Below are 23,031 nucleotides of genomic sequence, written 5' to 3' on the forward strand. Positions count from 1 at the left end.
AATTAAGTTTTGTGTGTAAAGATAGTATTTTTTAATTGCAAAGCCACAATCTGAAAAGTTGTATTCTTCTTAAATTTTACCCACAAAAAAACCTACCACATCTATAAAACGCAGTAGGTTTAGTATTAGTATTTTAGGACGGTTTTAACCTAAAATTTTGTAGAGTTTATCCGATAAACGAACACGGAACGGAACGGCAAAAGTAATTTTATCGCCTTTGACAGCGGTCGTGTTTTCCTGCCCGTTCACACGCATGGCTTCCACTACTAACTCTTGGTTTCCAGTGGTTGGACCGGCAATTAATAATTTATCGCCAACCGCTACTTCACCATGCGTCATTGAAAACTGTGCCACACCGGCTTTGGTAAAATAATGTTCTGCCACACCCAAAATCGTTTTCTTCACTTTAATTTTCTGACGGATGTTTTTCGGCGCCTCTTCTTCGGAGGCCTGAGCCAATGAAATTCCTGCCAAAATCCCGGAGTTCTTGAATTTAAGCGATTCCGATTTCCCTTTTCGGAAGATTTTATTCCCTACCTGAATCCCTTTACGTTTCTTGATCTGATCCACTAATGGCAAATGTATGGTCTCCAAACAATCCGTTGAACAACAATGTTCCATTTTTTCGGCACATTCGTCGCACTGGATGAACAACAAATGACAAGCATCGTTGCCGCAATTCGTGTGGTTGTCACAAGGTTTTCCGCACTGATGGCATTGCGCAATGATATCGTTGGTGATGCGTTCGCCCAAACGGTGATCGAATACGAAATTCTTCCCGATGAACTTGCTCTCAATCCCTTCTTCTTTGATCTGTTTGGCGTAATTGATGATCCCGCCTTCTAACTGATAGACATTTTTAAAACCTTGGTGTTTGAAATACGCCGAAGCCTTTTCACAACGGATTCCACCGGTACAGTACATTACCAGGTTTTTATCTTCTTTATGCGCTTTCAACTGCTCATTGATGATCGGTAACGATTCACGGAACGTTTCCACATCCGGCGTAATGGCCCCTCTGAAATGCCCCACTTCACTTTCATAATGGTTACGGAAATCCACCACGATGGTATTCGGATCATCCAAAATATCGTTGAACGCTTTGGCATTTAAGTGAACGCCTTTATTGGTCACGTCGAAAGTCTCATCGTTTAATCCATCGGCTACAATTTTGCTGCGGACTTTAACCGTTAACTTTAAAAAGGAATGGTCGTCGTGTTCTACCGCTACATTCAATCGGATCCCTTTCATAAAATCGTAGGCTTCCAACGTATCGCGAAAGGCTTCGAAATTTTCTGCAGGAACGCTCATCTGGGCATTAATACCTTCTTTGGCAACATAGGTACGGCCAAGGGCATCGAGCTTGTTCCAGGCTACAAATAAATCGTTACGGAATTGTTCAGGATTTTGGATGTGCGCATATTGGTAGAAAGACAATGTAAGACGCTGTTGACCAGCCTGGTCAATTAGCTCTTTTCTTTCTTCTGCGCTTAAAGTGTTATACAGTTGCATGCTATAAACGTTTAAGTGAGAATTTATGTGGTTGCAAACCCTAATTGGAAGGATTCGGGTGCAAAAATAAACATTTTAAAATAATTTCAAAATATATTGATAATCAGTTAGTTAAAAATAAATCGGATTGTTAATAACATCTTATTTGTAACTTAAAAAAAAACAGTAATTTTAGCAAAATTTAAGTATCATGAGTTCAGAGAAAGAAGCCAAATTAAAAGCCTTACAATTAACATTAGACAAGTTGGACAAAACCTACGGAAAAGGTACGGTGATGAAACTTGGGGATGCCGCTGTTGAAGAAGTAGACGCCATTCCTTCAGGTTCATTAGGAATCGATTTAGCCTTAGGTGTAAACGGATACCCGCGCGGAAGAATCGTAGAAATCTACGGACCGGAATCTTCGGGTAAAACGACTTTAACTTTACACGCCATTGCTGAAGCTCAAAAAGCAGGAGGGCTAGCCGCCTTTATCGATGCAGAGCATGCGTTCGATCGCTTCTATGCCCAAAAATTAGGCGTGGACATCGACAACCTTATCATTTCACAACCGGACAACGGGGAACAGGCTTTGGAAATCGCCGAAAACCTAATCCGTTCGGGTGCGATTGATTTAGTGGTAATTGACTCCGTAGCCGCATTGACACCTAAGAGTGAAATCGAAGGCGAAATGGGGGATTCCAAAATGGGATTGCACGCGCGTTTGATGTCACAGGCGTTACGAAAATTAACCGCTACCATTAATAAGACCAACTGTACAGTGTTCTTCATCAATCAGTTGCGTGAGAAAATCGGGGTAATGTTCGGGAATCCAGAAACCACTACCGGTGGTAATGCGTTGAAGTTCTACGCTTCGGTGCGTATCGATATTCGTAAATCCACTCAGATTAAAGATGGCGAAACGGTTTTAGGAAATCGTACGAAAGTGAAAATCGTTAAAAACAAAGTGGCACCACCGTTCCGTACGGCGGAGTTCGACATCATGTACGGGGAAGGAATTTCCAAAACCGGAGAAGTATTGGATTTAGCAGTGGAATTCGAAATCATTAAAAAGAGCGGATCATGGTTCAGTTACGGCGACACTAAATTAGGCCAAGGGCGTGATGCGGTGAAAGCCCTGATCAAAGACAATCCGGAATTAATGGACGAATTGGAACACCAAATTAAAGAGTACATTAAAGAGCAAAATGCTTAATTATAAAATCCCGAAAAAAAATTCGGGATTTTTTTTATGGTTCACGCAACCTTTTGTGTAAAAACACATCTAATGAATAAAGACCTGATTGTATGAAGAATTTCTTACTGCTACTAATGATTTCGTTATTTATTTCCTGTCAGAAGGAAGAAACCGAAGAAGTAACTTATGAACTGCTTCCTGTTACGGAAGTGAACATGCCGAATACTTTCAGGGTAAATCAGATGTCCAACATTCAGGTAAAGTTTGTTCGACCTACCGATTGTCATTCTTTTAATAAGTTTTACAGTCAGAAAAACAACGGTTTAAGCAAGGTAGCTGTCGAATCGATTATTGTAAATTCTTCTGGAAAGAGTTGTCCTACTTTAAACGGAAACGGCACAACCACCAGCAATTTTAAATTTACTCCGGAAGAGGCTGGCGAATATACCCTTCAGTTTTGGAAAGGAAAAAACAATTCAGGAGAAGATACTTTTTTAACGTATAATATTGAAATAACCGAATAGCGCAACGGTAAATGTTTTGGGAATAGAGCAAATTGTCATAGAATGTCAAAAGAACAGTCCGGTTGCCCAAGAACAACTGTACAGACTCCTTGCGCCAAAAATTTTCGGAGTGTGTCTGAAATATTCCAGAAACCGGGAAGAAGCGGAAGACAATTTGCAGGATGGTTTTATATTGATTTTTGATAAAATAGGCCAGTTTCAGTTCAAGGGTTCCTTTGAAGGTTGGGCCAAAAGAGTAGTTATTAATTTTATACTTCAGAAGTACCGTACTGAAGGTGTATTTGAAATATTGCACGAGAATGTTCCGGATGTCCCGGTTGTCGACGTTGAGGAAGATTCTCTTTCAATGGATTATCTGGTATCGTTAATTCAGCAATTGCCGGATCGCTATAGATTGGTTTTTAACCTCTATGTGATTGACGATTACTCGCACAAGGAGATTGCTGACATGTTGAACATTAACATAGGGACGTCAAAATCTAATTTGGCGAGGGCAAGAATGATTTTAAAAGAGAAAATTGAATCTCAGCAAGAAAGTAATAAAATAAAGTCTGCAAAATGAGCGAAAGAAACAACATAGACAGACTCTTTCAGGAAAAATTTAAAGATTTTGAAGTTGCGCCGCCGGAAAGGGCATGGGGTAACATTCAAACTAAAATGAGCCACAAGAACAAGAAATTCAACTTTCTTCCATTGTTTCTCATTTTCAGTGGCTTTGCCGCCATCTTCATCATTAGTTTTTCCGTAAGCGACACCTTCCATTTCAATCCTTTTGATTTCGGAAACAAATCCGCTATTGAGAAGAAAAACATCGAAACGGATGCTAATGACGCTGTAGTCACTACAAACGCTAAAACGGGAGAGCAATCTTCAGCAGCAGCTACACCAAAAGAGGCTTTACCTTCCAATACTGAAAATGCTTCAGTGGAAGAAATGACCGGCAAAGAAGCTGCGACTGCCTCAAAAACAGCAACCGTAAGCACAACAGAAAAAGAAAACACAACAACAGGAACTGCCGCTTATAAAACATCGGCAACTTCCAAAATACAAAACGCAGCACTTTCCAATAAAAAGAACAGTGTAGCCAGTCTGTCCGGCCGCAACCAAAAAACAACGGAAGGCGAATATGCCGCTTCAGACAAAACAGCTTCAGGCAAAAAGGATTTCAGCATGCAGACAACTGCCGGGAAAAACACTTCGGTGGCCATAACAAATGCTGACAGCAATACTGCCACTACAAAAGGTAAAAACGCGAACGCTTCTGAAACCATTGCTAAAAACAGCGTGGTTACGGATGACGAAACCGATATCCTTTATGAAAACAATGCGGAGTCTAAAATCGCATACGAAACAAGAAACAACCGTCCGCGCACTGCCGTAACGAAAGAAAGAAACGTAAGGGAAAAATCAAATGTAATGGCTGCTGACACAAAAACATCAGCTGCTAAAAACCCTGGCGGTTCCGGACATGATGATCTGAAGCATATTTCTTCAGACATGATGGGCGTGGTGAAAGATTCCGCGGCTATTACTGCCGGTAAAGTGGTAAAAATGGCTTCTTTGGAAGACGAAGAGGAAGAGAAAAAAGCAGAGAAAGCGAAAAAAGAAAACAAATGGATCGTTTCTTCTGTAGCTTCACCAATCTACATGAACGTAAACGGTTACGGATCGGTTATTGATCCTAAATTCAACGACAACTCGAAAAGCTATCAGACCCGTATGAGCTACGGTGTTGGTTTACGCTACCCGATAAACAACAAATGGACATTACGAACAGGGCTTAACATCCTTAATTTCGAATACAACACCAACAATATCGTGTATTACGATTCTGCAAACGGTTCGGATCTGGAATTTGTAACCACCAACAGTTTCGGTAACAGCATTGCGGTGATCAACATGCCGCCAAAAGGTGAATTGCCACAAGACGGCGGAGGTGTGGTTTCCACTTTCCATTCCGGTGAACTAAATCAAAAAATCGGCTATGTGGAAGTTCCTGTGGAAGTATCCTATAAGGTATTAAACAGACGTTTCGGAATTGATGTAATCGGAGGTTTCAGCTCCATGTTCCTGAATGACAACCGTGTTTCCTTATTGTCCGGAAACAATACAACCGAAATAGGAAGAGCAAATAATTTGAATAAAGTACATATAAGCAGCAACGTAGGATTAGGCTTCAGATACAGTTTCTTGAAATCTTTTGAAGCTAATTTTGAACCGATGTTCAAATATCAGTTCAATACGTTCAGTAGTGAATCCGGAAATTTCAAACCTTACTTTGTTGGGTTGTACACCGGTATCAGCTACCGTTTTTAAAAGTTAGTTAAGTTAAGTTTTAGTTAGGTTGTTTTAATCTGTGGTGGGTTAAAACGTAAAAAGGCACTCTTTTGGGTTAGAGTGTCTTTTTTATTTTTACTACTTTCGGTTTTCGAACTGCTGCAGTTGTGTTAAGATAATGTCGCGAACTTCTTGTTTGATCTGCGATTTATCCTCCATGCTTTTCCCTTGCGTTTCCACCGGTTTATGGATTTTGACCCGCATCTTTCCGGGACTTCCGCTGAAAAAAGTAAACGAAAACCTTTCTTTTACATCCCCAAAAGTCATCGGTAAAATCGGAAGTTGGTGTTCAATGGCAATACGGAAGGCCCCGTCCTTGAATTCGTCCAGCAAAACGCTTTCTTCCGGTACGCCCCCTTCAGGAAAAATACAAATGCTCAAGCCTTGATTGATCCTTCTTTGGGCGCGCTCAAAAACGGCAAAACGGCTTCTCGAACTGCTGCGGTCCACCATAATACAGGTACGTTTGTAAAAGAACCCGAAAATCGGGATTTTCACCAATTCCTTTTTCCCCACAAACACAAACGGATTGTCTTTTACCAAAAGCAGCATCAGCATCACATCCATCATCGAAGTATGATTGGCCACCAGCATATAACTTTTGTGCTTCTCCAACTCATACTCTTTCTCCACTTCATAATGGAAGCCCATGCCATACAAAATGATTCGGGCCCACAAACGCGCCAGCACAAAAAATTGCGGATAAGTGCGTTCCGAAACTATCGTAAGAAACAAGATGGGAAACATGATGATAATCGGTACCGTTACCAAAATGTAGAACCAAATACGCCAAAGCGTCCAAAAAATAATTTTTAAAACTTTCATAGTTCCAAAAATAGCAATTCGGATGATAGATTTTAACAAAACGATTACCTTTGCGAAAATTATTTTACAATGGCAAAAATCTTAACCGGTGTTCAGAGTACGGGAACGCCACACTTAGGGAATCTTTTGGGAGCAATTTTGCCGGCTATCGAAATGTCGGCCAACCCCCAAAACGAATCGTTTCTTTTTATTGCCGATTTACATTCGGTGACCCAGATTAAAGACGGGAAAACGTTGCGTGAAAACACCTATAGTGTAGCGGCAGCCTGGCTGGCGTGTGGTTTGGATGTTAACAAGGTTACGTTTTACAGACAAAGTGATGTGCCGCAAACCGCTGAGCTTTCTTGGTATTTGAGCTGTTTCTTTCCGTTTCAGCGTTTAACCTTAGCCCATTCGTTTAAAGACAAAGCCGATCGTCTGGACGATGTGAACGCCGGATTGTTTACTTATCCGATGTTAATGGCCGCCGATATTTTATTATATGATGCAAACTTCGTTCCGGTAGGAAAAGACCAGTTGCAGCATTTGGAAATTACCCGTGATGTGGCTTCGCGTTTCAACCACCAGATGGGGGAAACTTTTGTATTGCCGGAAGCGAAAATCGAAGATACGATCATGATCATTCCGGGGACTGATGGCGAAAAGATGAGTAAATCACGCAACAACTTCATCAATATTTTCCTTGATGATAAGGCGCTGCGCAAACAAGTGATGGCCATCGTAACGGACAGTACACCTTTGGAAGCACCAAAAAACCCGGATACCTGTAACGCTTTTGCCTTATACAAATTATTGGCTACTCCGGAGCAAACCGAAACCATGCGCGGTAATTACTTAGGCGGTAATTACGGCTACGGTCATGCCAAACAGGCCTTGTTTGAAGTAATCACTGAAAAATTCAAAACCGAAAGGGAAAAATACAATTACTATATCAACAATCTGGAAGAGCTGGAACATTTGCTGAAAATGGGAGCCGAAAAGGCCCATAAAACAGCCGATGGTGTTTTGGCAAGAGTACGGGAGAAATTAGGCTATTAAGAAATCATCCTTTATCACAGCTAAACTTTTAGCCACGAATTCACGAATATTTTCGTTTAACCGATAAAAAATTTGTGCCTTCGTGGCTTTCTTTTCAGATAGCTTCAAACTGTTTCCCGGGCAGCGGCCGCACAACGCCTTTCAACTCCATATTCAGGAGAATGGCATTGATTTTATGAATCGGTTGGTTACAGTGCAACGCAATGCTGTCGGATACTTCTTTCCCGGACTGTTGCAGAAAATCATAAATGCATTGTTCTTCGGGTTCCAAGGCAACAAAAAGTTGCTTTTGTATTGGTTTGGTTTTGGGTTCCGATTCCAATTCCCAATTCAGCAGGTAAATTAAATCCGCCGCGGAACTGAGCAGATGGGCCCGTTGGGTTTTGATCAGCAGGTTGCAGCCCTGGCTGTATTTGTCGCTGGCTCTTCCCGGTACGGCAAACACTTCCCGGTTGTAATCGTTGGCCATCGTGGCCGTGATGAGCGAACCTCCTTTTTCGGCACTTTCGATAACTATCGTGGCTTCCGACATGCCGGCTACAATGCGGTTACGCTTCACAAAATTTTCCCGCTCAGGATTGGAACTGCTCCAGAATTCTGTAAGAAACCCTCCATGCTGTTCCATTTTAGCGACATATTTTTTATGGGCTTTAGGATAAACCTGATTCAGTCCGTGCGCCAGGACACCAATAGTTTGCAGCCCAAAATCCAGCGCTGCCTGGTGGGCTACAATATCAACCCCATAGGCAAAACCACTTATGATAACAGGATTTAAAGGTGCAAGCTCTTCAATGACTTTTCGGGTAAAGTCCACACCGTAACCCGTTACTTGCCGGGTACCGACTATGGAGAGGATTTTACGCTCGTACAGATCAATTGCGCCTGACTGGAATAACACAACAGGGCCGTCCACACAATGCTTAAGCCGTTCCGGATAGGCGGCCTCCTGATAAAAGGTAACGTCAATATTGTTTCTTTGGATAAAATCGAATTCGGCTTGTGCGTGGGCAAAAACCCGTCCATCCTGAAGGTTTCGGAATAGCACTTCCCCAACCCCGTCGATGGCGAGCAATTGTTTCTTGGTTTTGGAAAAAACAGTTTCCGCGGAACCACAGTGGTGGATAAGCTTTTTGGCGGTGATATCCCCTATGCCTTCCACTTTTAATAGGGCTAAGGTGTAAAATAAATCAGATGTGTTCATGGCGTATAATAAAGTCCAAAGAAAAACAATTTTATACTATTTTGAAATAAAAAGCCTACAAAATTAAAAATGGTTGCTTCACTAGCCCTGGTTGGATGGATCCCGATTTTTCATCGGGAGGAAGGAAAACGGGAAAAGGGCCTGCAAACATTCCCAACCCTTTCGTTCCCAATAGGATAGCTTCGAAATTCAAATTGTTAATAAAATTTGTTGATAATTTTTGGTTGCACACCTTGAATAATTAAATTTGTAGATATGAAGATTGAAAACTACATCTCGGCCCTCTTATATCGTTATCAATGTGTTACCGTGCCCGGTTTTGGTGCGTTTCTTACGGAAATCCGTTCGGCGCAGCTTGACACGAACACCAACACCTTTTTTCCACCGAAAAAAGTGGTCTCGTTCAACCCGCACCTGAAAAACAACGATGGTCTGCTGGCGAATCACATCGCGTTGCAGGAAAAAATCTCCTATGAAGAAGCCGTTACCGGTATTCAGCATGTGGTTAGCCTTTGGGTAGAACAGCTTCAGAAAAAAGAAACCGTTTCCTTAAAAAATATTGGTGAAATTTCCGTGAATGCAGAATGGAACTGGGTATTCGAACCGATAACGTCTGTAAATTACCTTGCGGATGCTTTTGGGTTGAGCCATGTGGTTTCACCAGCTGTAAAACGTGAAGTCTTCAAGGCCCAGGTGGAAGAACTTGAAGAAAAAGCACCTATTGTTTTCACACCGGAACGCAAACGAAACTATTCGTACTTGAAATATGCAGCGGTTTTTGCCGTGATGTTAGGATGTGGCGGTTTGGCCTACAACTATCAATACCAGCAGCAACTAAGCAATGATACCCTGATGGTGCAGAAAGCGGTACAGGAAAAAGTGGAAGATAGAATTCAGAAAGCTACTTTCCTTATTGAATACCCGCTTCCCGCAATTACCTTAAACCTGAAGGAAAACGCAAAAAAACCCTACCATGTGGTTGCCGGTTCGTTCCAGAACGAAACCAATGCCGACAGAATTTTCAACGAACTTAAAGGCCTAGGGTATGAACCTATCCGTCTGGAAAAGAACAAATTTGGCATGTATCCGGTATTGTACGGCAGTTATTCAAGTTATACCGAGGCCCAGCAGCAAATGAAAGAAATTCAAAAGACGCACAACAAAGAAGCTTGGGTACTGATCAAAGAATTATAGAAAAATTACGAAATCCTCAAAAAAAGAGGATTTTTTTATTTCCTTATTGCTAACTTTGTAAAAAATAATCGCAATGCAAGAGAAATTTCCATCCGATTCGCTTACCACACTAACCGACTTAGTGTTGCCGGGCGAGACCAATCCGTTGAACAATTTATTTGGTGGCGAACTGTTAGCACGTGTTGACCGCGCCGCGAGTATTACGGCCCGAAGACATTCGCGAAGAATTTGTGTAACGGCCTCGGTAAACCACGTCGCCTTTAACCGCGCCATTCCTCTTGGAGCTGTGGTAACGATTGAGTCGAAGGTGTCGCGTACTTTTACCAGTTCGATGGAAATTGTAATCGATGTCTGGACGGAAGACCGCGAATCCGGGATTAAAAACAGCGCCGGGACCGCAATTTACACTTTTGTAGCGGTGGACGATACCGGAAACCCTGTGCCGGTGCCACCCATTATTCCGCAAACCGACGAAGAGAAAAGCCGCTTTGATGCCGCCTTGAGAAGAAAACAACTGAGCCTTATCTTAGCCGGAAAAATGAAACCTTCCGATGCTACCGAACTGAAAGCACTATTTTCCGGAGAATAAGTAAAGAACCTAAATAAAAAAAGCCGTTTAAAATTTTAAACGGCTTTTTTATGTTTTACATATTGTTGATCCAATTCTGCGGATTGAGTGTCGTGGTATTCTGGAAGACCATGAATTTCATAATGGCTTTTCCGGCCGAACTCGTATGAATGCGTCCGATACTTTGCTTGGCATTTACTTTCTCGCCTTTGGAAACGGAAACGCTGCTTAAATTCTGGTACACGGTAATATAGTCCCCGTGCTGGATGTACACCGCTTTGTTGTTCGCGTTGATCACCTGGATCTGGATCACTTCCCCGCTGAAAACCGCTCTGGCGTTTGAGCCCGGTTGTGTGCCAATCTCCACCCCACTGTTAGTAATGGTCAAATCGGGATAGGCCGGGTGTGGGTGCGTTCCGAATGCGGAATACACATAGCCTTTTTCCACCGGCCACGGTAAACGGCCACGGTTCGCCTTGAAATTATCCGCCAACAACTGGCCTTCTGTAGTCAAGACGAATTTCGCGGAAGATTCTACCCCGGAAGAAGCTGCCACCGGTTTGCCGGATTCTTTGGCTTTTCGGTTCGCCGCTGCAATCGCTTCACGGATCATACGCTGGATTTGCGCATCGATCCTTTTGGTTTCCGCCTGCATCTTTTTGATTTCAGCGGTATATTTTTTCTTGTCTTTCTGAACGGCTTTGGCTAAACGCTGCTGTTCGGCACGGTCTTGTTCAAGTTCTTTTTTCTCTTTTTCGCTCTCGACCAGCACCTTTTCCTTTTCTTTCTTTTTAACCTCCAGCTTGTTGGAGGCTACTTGCAACTGTCCGGTTTTGATCTTGATTTCATCTCCCTGCATTTTTCGGAAACTCGCATACTGTTTCATATACTGCATGCGCTTATAGGCCTGAAGGAAATTTTGGGACGAAAGGACAAACATCACCCGGCTTTGTTCCGAACGGCTTTTATAGGACTTGACGATCATTTTGGCATAATCGTCTTTCAGTTCTTTCAGTTCACGGCCCAGCCTGTTGATTTCCAATTGCTTTAGATAAATATCATCCGACAACAATCGTTTTTGTTTTGAGGTGGTATTGATCAGGCGCTCGCTCAGACGGATTTTGGCATTTTGCTGTGAAATCTGTCCCAGGATACTTTTCTCTTTTTTCTTTTCGGATTGCAGCAAGCGTTGCATCTCCTGAATCTGCTTCTGGATCTGTTCCTTGCGTTCCTCCAACTGACGCTGCTTGTCGTCACCGGGCTGTGCCCATACTGCCGCGGTTATACAAAAGAAAAATAAAGTAAAAAGTAGTTTGCGCATTGGTTTAAGTTTTGGCAAATTTAATCAATAAATATTTGTTCGTAGCCTTCCGGTACGTCATACGAAAACGACAAATCTTCATTGAACGTTACCGTGTTGTAATTAATTTTGATAGTCACCTTGTCTTTTTGCAGGGCTTCGATAAAAATCTCGGTCGGATAAATCCCTTTCGGTGATTCCTGATGCGACGGATAACTCACTTCCACGGAACGCTCCTCGGATTTCTGGTTGACGATTTCTTTCTTCAACAGGAAATTGGCCCCTTCAAACATGAACAATTTTTCGATGTCTTCCTGCTCACCGGTTTTTAAAACATGAAGCCCGCTTTCAATGCTTTCTTGGTATTTTCCTCTGGTTAAATCGTCTATGGCCTGACCGATAAGCAGGTTTTGCACTTTCTGAAAATCAAGATCGGTGCCCAACCAATTGCTCAACAGCTTATAATTCCCTTCGAAATATTTTCCGTTGATTTTTTCATAATAGCTTACATTTTCCGGTGTAATCATAGCCTTGGCCATGGTGATTCCGAAAAAACGAATGATGATCAGGATCTTTTCATCTTTTTTGATGCGTACTTCCGCAGTTACATTCTGTGACTGTTTACTGTCTTCGTAATGCGCGCTGGCTTTGAAATTCGCCGTTTTAAAATCTTTCTTGTTGGCATAATGCCCATTGATCACCGCAGACAGGGAAGTGGAATTCGCCGCCGTCTGTTCGGAGACAAGATTTTGCTTCGATTTACAGGAAACCAGTAAGATAAGCCCAAGGGCCACCAGTATTTTTTGCATTATTTTTTTGATTTAAGAAGCTGTTCGGCTTTCATGAAATGGGTTTCTTTGTTCTTTTTATCCCCAAGACCGTTATAAGCCTCGCCCAACTGTATATTGAAATTAATTTCCAGCTCAGGATCATCTACCACAAAATCTATTCCTGATTTTAAAAAAGTAAGCGCATCGCTGAAATTTTTTTGCTGATTGTTGGCCAGTCCGGCAAAATAATACAGTTTGGCCTGGGTCGGAAACAGTTCTATGTATTCTAAAGCGGTTTTGGAAACCTGGTCGAATTGACCTTTGTCTGTATAGGCCTGAAGCAGGACTTCAACTGTGGAAACGTCGTCTTTATAAAGTTTCAGGCTTTTTTGGAAATAACCGATCGCCACGTCGGTCTTCTTTTTATTGAGAAAGAAAATACCGATTTCTTTGTTCACATTAATCTCACCACTGTCGCTGAAATACTCGATAGCGGCATTCAATTCATTGTAAAATGCATTGGTATTGTTCACAAAAATCAGGAACTCGTTTAAAATACGGTGCTTGATTTTGTTGTCGATCTTTCTGCTCTTCAGTGCCCGGAACATCGACTGGGAAGCTTTGGCCCCATCGCGGTTGTTCAGGTGGAATTTGAACAGGGTTACCTGCGCCCAATCGGAATCAGGAATTTCGGTTTCCAGTTTTTTGGCAATCTCCATCGCCTTCTCCTCCTGGTTGCTTTCCGAATAAATATAGATCAGCTGGATATAATTCTGTTCGTCTTTCGGATTTTTGCGGATGGCTTCCTCCAATTGCTCCTTCTGCGGGTTTTTAAAGCGGCGCTCGTTGGTAATCTGTAATTTGTATAATTCCAACGTAGAACTGATGCCCACGGTACGCTCCATTTCTTCAATCAGGAAAAGGGCTTTGTCGTACTGCTGGGTATACATGTAAAGAGAGGCCAGATCGTCCTGGAATTTCTTGTCGAACTCAATCAGTTTCTGTACTACAATGATGGAATTATGGTAGTCTTTGGTTTCATAATACACGTCGTACAGCCCGTTCCAGTACCAACGCTCTTTCGAGTTGAGCTCTATGGCTTTTTTGAAGGCACTTTCCGCTTCCGGATACCGTTTTAACGACAGGAAGTTTTTTCCCAATTCGTTGTAAAGTGCCGGATTCGCAGGCTGCAACTGAAGGCATTGCTGAATCTCGGTAATCGCCTTGTCGTAGTTTTCGATAGCTTTTTGTTTCAGCGATTCATAAAAATGCGTCTCAAAGGCATCACTTTTCATAGCGATATCATCCGGATTATCCTGCGCACCGACCTGCATCGGAAGGCAAAGACATCCAAAAAGGAAAAACCGTATGATAAGCTCTTTTTTCATTTAGTCTAACACGGAGTAATCTCCGATACTGATACTTTTAAATTTTCCGTCAAAGGTGGCATGGTTGCCGATCATGGCATTATCCAATACCGCATTCCTGATGTGCGCGTGCGTTTGCACCAGACTGTTCTGGATTTTTACATCCGTCAGATGAGTCGCTTTCCCCAAGGACACATTTGGCCCTACGGTGGAATTGATCAGAATCACATCCTCCCCAATAAAACACGGTGGAATAATGGTCGAATTATCAATACGTACCGTACTTGCAATCATGTTCTCCCCGTCTTTGTGCAGGAAGTTCAGCATCCTTGAATTAGTCTCCACGGTTACATCTTTGTTACCGCAGTCCATCCATTCGTCTACTTTTCCGGGCACGAATTTCAAGCCTTTCTGTTTCATATTTTCCAGACCGTCCGTCAATTGGTATTCGCCGCCTTTCACCACATTGTTGTCCAACAGGTACTGCAATTCCGAACGAAGGGCTTCCCCGCTTTTGAAATAATAGATTCCGATGATGGCCAGATCCGACACAAACTCCTTCGGTTTTTCCACGAAATCCACAATCTGGTTGTTTTCGTTTAACTGTACTACACCAAAAGCGCTCGGGTCTTCCACCTGTTTTACCCAAATCACACTGTCCGCTGTAGTATCTAACGTAAAATCGGCACGGAATAGTGTGTCTGCATAAGCAACCACGATTGGTCCGCTCATACTTTCTTTGGCACACATGATCGCATGGGCTGTCCCCAGGGCTTCATTCTGGTAATAAATCGTTCCTTTTGAACCTAATTTTTCCGCGATGGCAATCAGGTCATTTTCCACCTGTTTCCCGAAACTTTCGTGGATGATAAATGCAATTTCGTCAATCTGCTGGTTGATCACCCCGGCGATATCTTCCACCAAACGGTGCACGATCGGTTTTCCGGCAATCGGGATTAAAGGTTTTGGTATGGTTAAAGTATGTGGTCGTAAACGGGAACCGCGTCCGGCCATAGGTACTATGATTTTCATATTGTATTTTCTTTTTAACACAGTTGGCTAAATCTGAACTCTTTTTGATTACAACCTACCAACTGAAAACTGTGACTGACTACTTATTTTACTCCGGTGCTTCCGAAACCACCTTCGCCCCTTGAGGTTTCCGACAATTCGAAAGTTTCCTGCCATTCGGCTCTTTCATGCTTGGCAATCACCAACTGGGCAATGCGCTCGCCGTTTTCCACCACGAAAGGCTCGTTGGATAAATTTACTAAAATTACCCCGATTTCCCCACGGTAGTCCGCATCGACGGTTCCGGGCGAATTCAAAACCGTAATCCCTTTTTTGAAAGCCAGACCGCTTCTTGGTCGCACCTGGGCTTCATATCCGACAGGCAGCTCAATGAAAAGGCCGGTTTTCACCAAAGCTCTTTCCAGAGGTTTTAAAGTAATTGGTTCGGAAATGTTGGCACGCAGGTCCATTCCGGCTGACGCATGGGTTTCGTAACTCGGTAACGGATGTTCTGATTTATTGATGATTTTGATTGTCATTATCGGTACAAGTATTAAAGTCTAAAAGTAAAAAAATTAAGCCGTTTTTCGCTTAAGAATGCGCAGTAAAGTTTCTTTTTCGTTGTGATAGATGAAATAGCCGAAAATCAGCATGGCCACAATCCCGAAAATATAGCTTTCACGGAAAATATCAACGTAAAAAGAAAGCCCGGCCAAAAGCGTAGACACGCCTAAATAGCCAAAAATCCGTTTTTTATCATACGGAATCGGATAGTATTTGTTCCCCAGGTAATAGGAGATGAACATCATGGACCCGTAAGCCGCCAACGTGGCAACCGCCGAACCCATATAGCTGAATTTCGGAATTAGCAGATAGTTCAAAACCAAGGTAATAACAGCTCCTACCACTGAAATATAGGCTCCGATTTTGGTTTTGTCAATCAGTTTATACCAAACCGAAAGACTGGTGTAAATGCCCAGGAAGAAATTAGCAAGAATGATAAGCGGCACGACCTTCATCGCTTCCCAATAGTCGCTGTTCCCGATAAGGATTACTTTTAACACATCGGAGAATACCACAACACCCAGAAGAATCAGGGAACCGAAGATGACAAAATATTTTGTGACCGTGGCATAGGTTTGCGGCGCGTTTTCATTACCGGCATGACTGAAGAAAAAAGGTTCGATGCCTAAAGTATACGCCTGTCGGAACAATACCATGAACAATCCTATTTTATAGCAGGCCGCATAAGCTCCCACTTCTGCTTTGGCAATACTTTCCGGCAATAAATTCCCCAGCAGGATTTTGTCAAAATGCTCGTTGATCCCAAAAGCCAGACCGGCAAAAAGGATAGGCCAGCCGTATTGCAGCATCTTTTTCCACAACGGGAAATCAAAATGCCATTTCAATGAAAAATAATCCGGAACAAACACCAAAAGCGTTACTAAACTGGCAATCAGATTCGCTATAAAAATATAACCCACCTGAAAATCGTCTATATAAAAGCCCGACCAAAAACCTTCCGGACTTGTCTGTGCCATTTTAGGCAGGAAGTACAACAAGAACACATTCAGTCCCAGATTGATGATAACATTACCGATTTTGATCACAGCGTATCGTATGGGTCTTTGGTGTGCACGAAGTTTCGAAAACGGAATGATACTTAAGGCGTCCAAAACAAGGATCCAAATTGCATACGTAACATATTGTGTCTCGACATTAGCCATCACTGCCAAGGTGTTCCGAAACAACAGGGCCACTATCAGAAAGAGCATTGATGTTACAAAAATAGAAATTGTAGTGGTTTCGATTACACGGTTCTTATCCTCCTCTTTGTTGTAGAATCTGAAAAAGGAAGTTTCCATTCCGTACGATAAAATCACGTTGAAGAAAACCATCAAGGACAGCACTATGGTTACATCGCCATAGGCTGCTGTAGGCATTAAATCCGTATGCAAACGAACCAGCAAAAAACTCAACATCCGCGGAAGCACCGTCGCGATTCCGTAAATAAAGGTTTGCTTGAAAAGGTTTTTATATAAACTCAAAATAACTGTTGCTTAAAGAGGATTGGCTTTTGCTCCTTTACAAAAGCAGTATCAATACTGTAAAAATAGTCTTTAACCGTTATCCCTGCAAAAAAATAGTCCGAATTTCTCACGATCCGGACTCTTGTTTTTTTATAAGGAATGCTGTTTTAAAATTTTAAACCGTGAAGAACGTTTGTTCTACCGTTTCACTAGGCTCGGGAATGTCTGCTTCGGTTAAGGTTTTCAGATTCTTTTTGGTCAGTTTTTTAAGCCCTACGATTCGGTTGGCCTGATTTTGCAGACAACGTTCAAAGAGGTTCCGCACTGTTCTGGCGTTCCCGAAACCTTCGTCTTTTTTCTCCAGCAACATTTCGAACGTATCGGTAAGTTTTTCTTTGGCTTCGGCTTCTAGTACAAAATCGGATTGTTTGGCCAGGCTTTCAAAGATGAGTAAAAGTTCTTCCGCTGTAAAATGATCGAAACGGAAATAACGGGTAAAACGCGAGCGCAAACCTGGGTTGGATTCCACGAACAACTTCATCGGCTCGTTGTAACCGGCCACAACCACGGCTAAGTCGTCGCGGTGGTCTTCCATTCGTTTTAACAACACGTTTACGGCTTCGGCGCCATAATCGTTCCCCAAACCGTTTTGGTTCAGGGCATAGGCTTCATCGATGAACAAAACGCCTCCGATACTTTCTTTAACCAAGGCATCCACTTTAATAGCGGTTTGCCCGACATAACCCGCTACCATACCTTCGCGGTCGGTCTCGATCAATTGTCCCTGGGTTAAGAAACCAAGGTGTTTGTAGATTCTGGAGAGCAATCGTGCCACTGTGGTTTTTCCGGTTCCAGGAGGTCCCAAAAAAACGGTATGCAACGTGATTTCGGTGTTTTTAAGTCCTTCTTCGGTTCTTTTTTTCTGGATTGTTAGCAGGTTGACCAATTCGTTCACGTCATTCTTAATCTGTTTCAAACCAATCAGTTTGTCCAGGTCTTTTAAGGCTTTTTCAAGCGAATCGTCCGACTGCCCAGTAGTGGCTTTCTTCTGAAAAAGAAGCTCGGCCGTTTTGGCCTCTATCGAAAAGGCTTCCTGAAGGAATTTTATCAGAAATCCGGTAATTTGCGCATTCCTGGCATCGGTTTTGGGAAGCACGGAAAGGATGCTGCTGTTAGCCCCTCCCGTAAGGGTTTCCGGTAGAAAATGATTGGTCATGATCTTCTGGAAATGCTGTTCAAACGGTTTCGAAGCGACTAGTTCCGAAAATTCTTTGCTTCTGGTTTTATCGGCATAAATCCCGTTGCGCAACACATCATAATAATACGCTAAGATGAATTGTGCTTTTACAGTAAAAGTATTTTGATGCTTTTTGGTTAAAAAAATCAGGTCGGACAACAGAAAGTGTTCGGTTTTCAAAAGCAATTCCGAGGACGGATTCGCTCGCAAGCCGTTTAGTTTCTGAATAAAATCAGCGTCCTGATTCAGGGTTTCGCAGACTTTCTGGATGGCTCTTGCCTGAAGTTCCAGTTCCTGCATAAATGTTGCCGATACAACCATATTTTTTTCTTTATGAGATCATCATCTGATGAACAATTTCCTTGAATAGTTTTCGGTGCTCGTCCCCGTACTCTTTCCAGCACAAGTCCATCTCCCTTAAATCGTATCTGGCCACCACCGTACCGTATTGCTGCAATTCGCCATTAACCGTCGGATGACCGATCACATAAATGGACTGCGCCAATTCGATGGCCAATTCGATGTCATGGGTGGAAAACAAAATGGTGTTGAATTCCGAGGAATCGCATAACAAGGCAAAGGATTTTTTCACTTCTTCAATGTTCCCGACATCCAGGCCTGAAAACGGTTCGTCCAATACGATGAATTGATCTGAAGAGAACAATTGCTCGATAATTGCCGTACGCTGGCGCTGCCCTCCGGAAAGTTCGTTTGGATATTTGTCGATACATTTTGTTAAGCCCCATTTGGACAGGTAGTCGTGTATTTTCGCTTCCTTTTCCGCTTTGGACAATTTGCTTTTTCGCAAGGCAAATTCCAGGGTTTGCTTCACGGTTTTATGACGGAACAGCGTGTATTTCTGATCCACAAAACCGATATCGCCTTCCGTTACCGGCTTGGCGGCATTGGCTTCGTTACGTGCGAAATCTTTGATCAGGATTTTACCTTCACAAGGCTGTACCAAACCCGTCAACGCCTTGAAAAAAGTAGATTTCCCACGGCCGGATCTTCCCACGATGGCGATAACCTGTCCGGTGTTTTCCGCTGAAGCGCGCACCACGTCTTTTTCCGTTAAGCTTATATCTTTAATGATTACTGTTTTGTCATAGGCCACACTCAGGTTTTCCACATACAGTAATGTTTCTTTAAATTCGAATCCCATGCTTTATATTTTTGAATATCGGAATACTGCTTTTCTTAAAAAATTGATGAGCCAGTCCAGTGCTAAACCAATCAAAAGAATGATGATCTGCAAGGCAATTATCCTTCCGTGGTTCATGAATTTGTCGGAGTTTTTGATCAGAAAGCCCAAACCTCCGGAAGCCACTACGATAGATTCCACCGTTACGAGCATCATCCAGGTGATGGCCAGGTTCTGACGGATCACATCGATCACATGGTCAATCCTTCCCATGACAATCACTTCCCACAACACTTCAATGCGGTTGCATTTTAAGGTTTTGGCGTGATCGAATTCTTCCTCGGGAATGGCTGCAATGACGGCAATCAGCGAGGTTGTTAAGAAGGTCGTTAAGAAAATCACCATGATCCAGATTTGCATGTTTCGGGCTTCGCTGATGATCATCGTAATGTAAAACGAAAGCCCCGTAAAAGGCAAAAACCTAAGTTTGGTGACAAATTCCGATACCGATTTGAGCGCCGGTACGGGCCAAGAATAGGCAAACAACATGGAAAGGATTACAGCCAGAAATATCGACAGAAAACAAAGTTTCAACGAGTTGAAAATGTGTACCACCAAACCTTCGCGGTACAATTCCCCAAAGCCCTGAAGCACTTGCGCCGGAGTTGGAAAAAGGTGCTTTTCACCGCTGGTTCCCACGAACCATACTACTAACAATACTATAATCCAAACCGCCAAGATCAGTGTTTTTTTGGTCTTGGAAATTTTCTCAAAGGGCAAAAGATATTTAATCATAGCAGTAAAAAAAGGCTACTCTTTCAAGTAGCCTTCGTTTGATTATTTAAGGAATGTGATTACTACTCGTCTGTTTTGAGCTTTTCCGGATTCCGTAGTGTTATCGGCCACCGGCTCGTTTGATCCTTTTCCGTCAATCATCTGGAAACGGTTTACAGGAATTCCTTTTTGCTTAAGGAAATCAACAATCGCCTGAGCTCTGTTTTTAGACAATATAAGGTTAGCATCCGCTTTCCCTACGTTATCTGTATGTCCTACGATGGTCAGTTTACTGTTTTCCGCCTGGATCAAAAGGTTGTAGATTTTTTCCAGATCTCTGGCAGAGTTGTTCTGGATCGAAGCACTTCCGGAAGCGAAATTGATTTTCCACTCACCTGACGCCATGATCTCTGTCGCCTGACCGGAGTAATCCGCTTTATCTGCCGAAGTTGATTCGATATCATTGATGTTTTTTAAGAAGAATAAGTTAACTGCATCTTCATAAGACGTTACTTTTCCAACGTTTTCATTGAAGTTGAATGGGTTCAATTCCGTTAAATACGTCGATACCTGGTTGTAAACGGATTTGTAACGGTTCACGCCATCTGACATTCCGAAATACTGCATGGCATCCGCATAGTTGAATACTTTGGATCCACCCATGTTGTACGTTAAACCGTTTTTGGTGCCCTGTTGTCCTTTGAACATTTTATACCAGTATTCAGCATTTTCAATCTGATAAGTATCCGCTACTGCTTCAGAAGCTCTTACTGCCCAATCATCATAGTTTTTCATCTGGTTGGAAGCCGTTAAAGCCGATTTAAGAATATTGGAAACGATATCCGGATTCTTAGTCGCCCATTCTTTCACCCCGATTAAAACCGTTGGCATCTGGTTGTTGAATTCTTTCGTGGAAACGATGTCTACGAAACCTGATAGTTTATCAAAAACCGTTTTATCACCAGGAGTCCATGTGGCACATCCGTCGATTTTACGGTTTACGGATTTTCCGGTTAGTTTTCCGTTTTTCACTTCTTTCAAAGAAACCGTCCATCCTGTTGTCTGGGATTTGATCAATTCCTCAGCTGATTTCATATAATCGTCATTTTCAGACGGATAGATGTTTACTGCATCGGCATCGTAAGTCGTTGGATCTGGGTTTACTTTCAAACCGTTAGCGAAACAGTAGTTCACTGTCGTTACCCAGTCACCATCACCCAATACTGCAGAAACTACAGTTCCTTTCATGGATTTAGGATCGGATTTCCAGCTAGGCGGTCCGATAAGTTTGTCCTCACCGTAGCTCATCCCGATAGCACCCATTACCTGTAAGTGATATTTGTCTTTACCGTATTTCTCGTCTAAAGCTTTTTGCACGGAACTGATGTAGAACGGTGCTCCGTCTCCCATGATCATAACCGCGAAAGCACTCTTATCCGAAGAAGGGAATTCCTGACCTTGGTCAAACTCCTCGATAAATTTCATCTGCATGTTGCGCAATTCCGACAACCAGTCCTGACGGATGATTTGTAGGTTTACGCCGTTTTTCTCCATAAGGGAACCTTTAGTCGTTTTAGGTCCACCGTTGGAAACGATAATTCCTGACTGTCCATTCCAAGCATAACCTGCAATTCGCACTAGTGGTTTGCTGCTCACGGCAGAAGAAACTTCTTTGGAAGGCAATGCGATTTTCTCCGCATTGGTAACGTTGTTAACGTCGGTCGTGTTTAATTCGATCCCTGTTAACTGTTTGGAAACTGCAGTCTGTATCCCCGGTGACACAAAGTATACCCCAGTAAGGATAGCCCCGATACCTACTACAACAATCAATAACTCAGAAAGCGTTGTTAATTTGGTTATTCTTAAAATTTTTCCCATCGTATATAATTATTATTTTGTCAATTAAAAAATATCTCCGAAACCACCGCTGTGCTGCTTGTCCTCTTTAGTCATCTTATAGTTAGGACTGGTGTATTTGGTGGAATCCGGAATGGTGTTTTCCCCGGTTTTGATTTTATCAGCCAAGGAATCCAATCTTGTGTACAGCTCGTCGTTATCCACAGAATATTGTGAGGTCAACGAATCGATATCGATAAGGTTTTCAGACGTACGGGCGATATCCTGTGCAATGGTCGTCGTTACCACTTCTAAAGCATATTCCAATTCCCAGTCTTTGGTAAACATCATCGCGCTTTTGGCACTTTCTGTTGCGGCTTTGGCATTTTTAGCGAATTCGTATTCTTTTCTCAGCATCGTAACGGTCGCGTCGAAATCAGCAATTTTGATATCGATAGCGGTTCCGGCCAAGGTCAGTTTACGGTCCATTTTCCCTAAAACGTTTGCACGCACACCGTATTTCTGGATAAAGCTTTTGCTTTGCTCGTATTGGTTAGAGATACGCTGTGAATCGCTTAGTTTTTTTGCCAACTCACTTTGCAACGCTACGTATTCGTCAGTATCTTTGGCTCCCGCACCGTTAATGCGCACCATTTCATCCATCGCATTTTTCAGTTTTTCCGACTGACGCTGTAAACTCAACACGTCTTCCTGAAACTTCTGTGCTTCTTTTTCGGATTTGGATGCCTCGATTTCCATTTCGTTTTTAAGCCCTTTTAATTTGGCTTTGGTGTTTTTGAAGATTTCCCTGTTTTTGATCATCTTCTGTTTTTGTTCTTCCAGTTCGTTAAAAGGATTGCTGTGGATTAACGCCTTGTGAAGGTTTTTGGTCGCAAAACGAAGCCCTTTCATGATTACCGGGAACATCATCACCAGGAACACCAGGAAAATTCCGGTGGCGGAAAGCGCGATGGCCTGTCCTAACATTGTGAATAATGGCGGAATGATGTAGGTCCAGACAAGGTAACCTCCAATTCCCAATAAACCTAAGGCAAGCGCCCAAAACAAAGACTTTTCGCCTTTTTTCAAAACATTGGACTGTAGGGCAATTTCACCTTTTGACTCATCGAAGTGTTTTAATATCGGTAACTCTAAAAGAGTACTTTTTTCCTGTTCGAATTTATTCATC

The 23,031-nt window shown here is 42.6% G+C and carries 21 protein-coding genes; 7 read left to right on the top strand and 14 right to left on the bottom strand.

Features of this window, described 5'->3' with window-relative positions; all coding sequences use genetic code 11:
• Positions 1 to 144: 144 nt before the first annotated feature.
• On the bottom strand, positions 145 to 1,512 hold the full coding sequence (gene trhO / locus ACWPKD_RS09150; protein WP_455412377.1) for an oxygen-dependent tRNA uridine(34) hydroxylase TrhO: 1,368 nt from the start codon (positions 1,510 to 1,512) through the stop codon (positions 145 to 147).
• A gap of 190 nt (positions 1,513 to 1,702) precedes the next feature.
• On the opposite strand from trhO, the gene recA reads away from it, so the two are divergent.
• The 4 genes from recA (at position 1,703) to ACWPKD_RS09170 (ending at position 5,529) form a co-directional block, all read left to right on the top strand.
• Positions 1,703 to 2,707, top strand: a complete 1,005-nt coding sequence (gene recA / locus ACWPKD_RS09155) for a recombinase RecA (protein ID WP_455412378.1) — start codon at positions 1,703 to 1,705, stop codon at positions 2,705 to 2,707.
• 92 nt (positions 2,708 to 2,799) lie between these two features.
• Positions 2,800 to 3,213: a hypothetical protein gene (locus tag ACWPKD_RS09160; protein WP_455412379.1), complete on the top strand. Its 414-nt coding sequence runs from the start codon at positions 2,800 to 2,802 to the stop codon at positions 3,211 to 3,213.
• 16 nt (positions 3,214 to 3,229) lie between these two features.
• Positions 3,230 to 3,775 (top strand): RNA polymerase sigma factor, encoded by a 546-nt coding sequence (locus tag ACWPKD_RS09165; RefSeq protein WP_455412380.1) that lies wholly within the window; start codon positions 3,230 to 3,232, stop codon positions 3,773 to 3,775.
• On the top strand, positions 3,772 to 5,529 hold the full coding sequence (locus ACWPKD_RS09170; protein ID WP_455412381.1) for an outer membrane beta-barrel protein: 1,758 nt from the start codon (positions 3,772 to 3,774) through the stop codon (positions 5,527 to 5,529). The genes ACWPKD_RS09165 and ACWPKD_RS09170 overlap by 4 nt, the downstream gene beginning before the upstream one ends.
• Before the next feature lie 99 nt (positions 5,530 to 5,628).
• Here the strand turns inward: ACWPKD_RS09170 and ACWPKD_RS09175 are convergent, their stop codons facing one another.
• Positions 5,629 to 6,375 (bottom strand): lysophospholipid acyltransferase family protein, encoded by a 747-nt coding sequence (locus ACWPKD_RS09175; RefSeq protein WP_455412382.1) that lies wholly within the window; start codon positions 6,373 to 6,375, stop codon positions 5,629 to 5,631.
• A gap of 69 nt (positions 6,376 to 6,444) precedes the next feature.
• Here ACWPKD_RS09175 and trpS point away from each other — a divergent pair, with 69 nt between their 5' ends.
• Positions 6,445 to 7,413 carry a tryptophan--tRNA ligase gene (gene trpS, locus ACWPKD_RS09180; RefSeq protein ID WP_455412383.1) on the top strand — a complete coding sequence of 323 codons (969 nt, stop codon included), beginning with the start codon at positions 6,445 to 6,447 and terminating at the stop codon, positions 7,411 to 7,413.
• Between the two features lie 94 nt (positions 7,414 to 7,507).
• Here trpS and dprA read toward each other — a convergent pair whose 3' ends face one another.
• The gene (gene dprA / locus ACWPKD_RS09185) at positions 7,508 to 8,614 is read right to left on the bottom strand and encodes a DNA-processing protein DprA (protein ID WP_455412384.1); all 1,107 of its coding nucleotides are present in this window, start codon (positions 8,612 to 8,614) and stop codon (positions 7,508 to 7,510) included.
• A 255-nt stretch (positions 8,615 to 8,869) separates the two neighbouring features.
• On the opposite strand from dprA, the gene ACWPKD_RS09190 reads away from it, so the two are divergent.
• Together ACWPKD_RS09190 and ACWPKD_RS09195 are read left to right on the top strand one after the other, a co-directional pair.
• Positions 8,870 to 9,808 (top strand): HU domain-containing protein, encoded by a 939-nt coding sequence (locus ACWPKD_RS09190; protein ID WP_455412385.1) that lies wholly within the window; start codon positions 8,870 to 8,872, stop codon positions 9,806 to 9,808.
• 73 nt (positions 9,809 to 9,881) lie between these two features.
• Positions 9,882 to 10,397 carry an acyl-CoA thioesterase gene (locus ACWPKD_RS09195; RefSeq protein WP_455412386.1) on the top strand — a complete coding sequence of 172 codons (516 nt, stop codon included), beginning with the start codon at positions 9,882 to 9,884 and terminating at the stop codon, positions 10,395 to 10,397.
• A 55-nt stretch (positions 10,398 to 10,452) separates the two neighbouring features.
• Here the strand turns inward: ACWPKD_RS09195 and ACWPKD_RS09200 are convergent, their stop codons facing one another.
• The 11 genes from ACWPKD_RS09200 to ACWPKD_RS09250 form a co-directional block, all read right to left on the bottom strand.
• Positions 10,453 to 11,697 (bottom strand): murein hydrolase activator EnvC family protein, encoded by a 1,245-nt coding sequence (locus ACWPKD_RS09200; protein WP_455412387.1) that lies wholly within the window; start codon positions 11,695 to 11,697, stop codon positions 10,453 to 10,455.
• A 20-nt stretch (positions 11,698 to 11,717) separates the two neighbouring features.
• Positions 11,718 to 12,485: a DUF4292 domain-containing protein gene (locus ACWPKD_RS09205; RefSeq protein ID WP_455412388.1), complete on the bottom strand. Its 768-nt coding sequence runs from the start codon at positions 12,483 to 12,485 to the stop codon at positions 11,718 to 11,720.
• Positions 12,485 to 13,834, bottom strand: coding sequence for a tetratricopeptide repeat protein (locus ACWPKD_RS09210; protein ID WP_455412389.1), 1,350 nt, complete (start codon positions 13,832 to 13,834; stop codon positions 12,485 to 12,487). The genes ACWPKD_RS09205 and ACWPKD_RS09210 overlap by 1 nt, the downstream gene beginning before the upstream one ends.
• Positions 13,835 to 14,845, bottom strand: a complete 1,011-nt coding sequence (locus ACWPKD_RS09215; RefSeq protein WP_455412390.1) for a sugar phosphate nucleotidyltransferase — start codon at positions 14,843 to 14,845, stop codon at positions 13,835 to 13,837.
• Between the two features lie 83 nt (positions 14,846 to 14,928).
• The gene (dut, locus tag ACWPKD_RS09220) at positions 14,929 to 15,363 is read right to left on the bottom strand and encodes a dUTP diphosphatase (protein ID WP_455412391.1); all 435 of its coding nucleotides are present in this window, start codon (positions 15,361 to 15,363) and stop codon (positions 14,929 to 14,931) included.
• Positions 15,364 to 15,399: 36 nt separating this feature from the next.
• Positions 15,400 to 16,872 carry a lipopolysaccharide biosynthesis protein gene (locus ACWPKD_RS09225; RefSeq protein ID WP_455412392.1) on the bottom strand — a complete coding sequence of 491 codons (1,473 nt, stop codon included), beginning with the start codon at positions 16,870 to 16,872 and terminating at the stop codon, positions 15,400 to 15,402.
• A 157-nt stretch (positions 16,873 to 17,029) separates the two neighbouring features.
• Positions 17,030 to 18,412, bottom strand: a complete 1,383-nt coding sequence (locus ACWPKD_RS09230) for an AAA family ATPase (protein WP_455412393.1) — start codon at positions 18,410 to 18,412, stop codon at positions 17,030 to 17,032.
• A gap of 10 nt (positions 18,413 to 18,422) precedes the next feature.
• Complete coding sequence (locus tag ACWPKD_RS09235; RefSeq protein WP_455412394.1) at positions 18,423 to 19,253, bottom strand: ATP-binding cassette domain-containing protein; 831 nt, start codon at positions 19,251 to 19,253, stop codon at positions 18,423 to 18,425.
• Between the two features lie 3 nt (positions 19,254 to 19,256).
• A complete protein-coding gene (locus tag ACWPKD_RS09240) occupies positions 19,257 to 20,027 on the bottom strand; it encodes an ABC transporter permease (protein ID WP_455412395.1) in 771 nt (256 codons plus the stop codon).
• A 42-nt stretch (positions 20,028 to 20,069) separates the two neighbouring features.
• Entirely contained in the window at positions 20,070 to 21,884 is a 1,815-nt protein-coding gene (locus tag ACWPKD_RS09245; RefSeq protein WP_455412396.1) for an OmpA family protein, read from the bottom strand.
• Positions 21,885 to 21,908: 24 nt separating this feature from the next.
• Positions 21,909 to 23,030, bottom strand: coding sequence for a hypothetical protein (locus ACWPKD_RS09250; protein WP_455412397.1), 1,122 nt, complete (start codon positions 23,028 to 23,030; stop codon positions 21,909 to 21,911).
• Position 23,031 lies beyond the last annotated feature (1 nt).

This window comes from Flavobacterium pedocola (genome assembly GCF_053764385.1).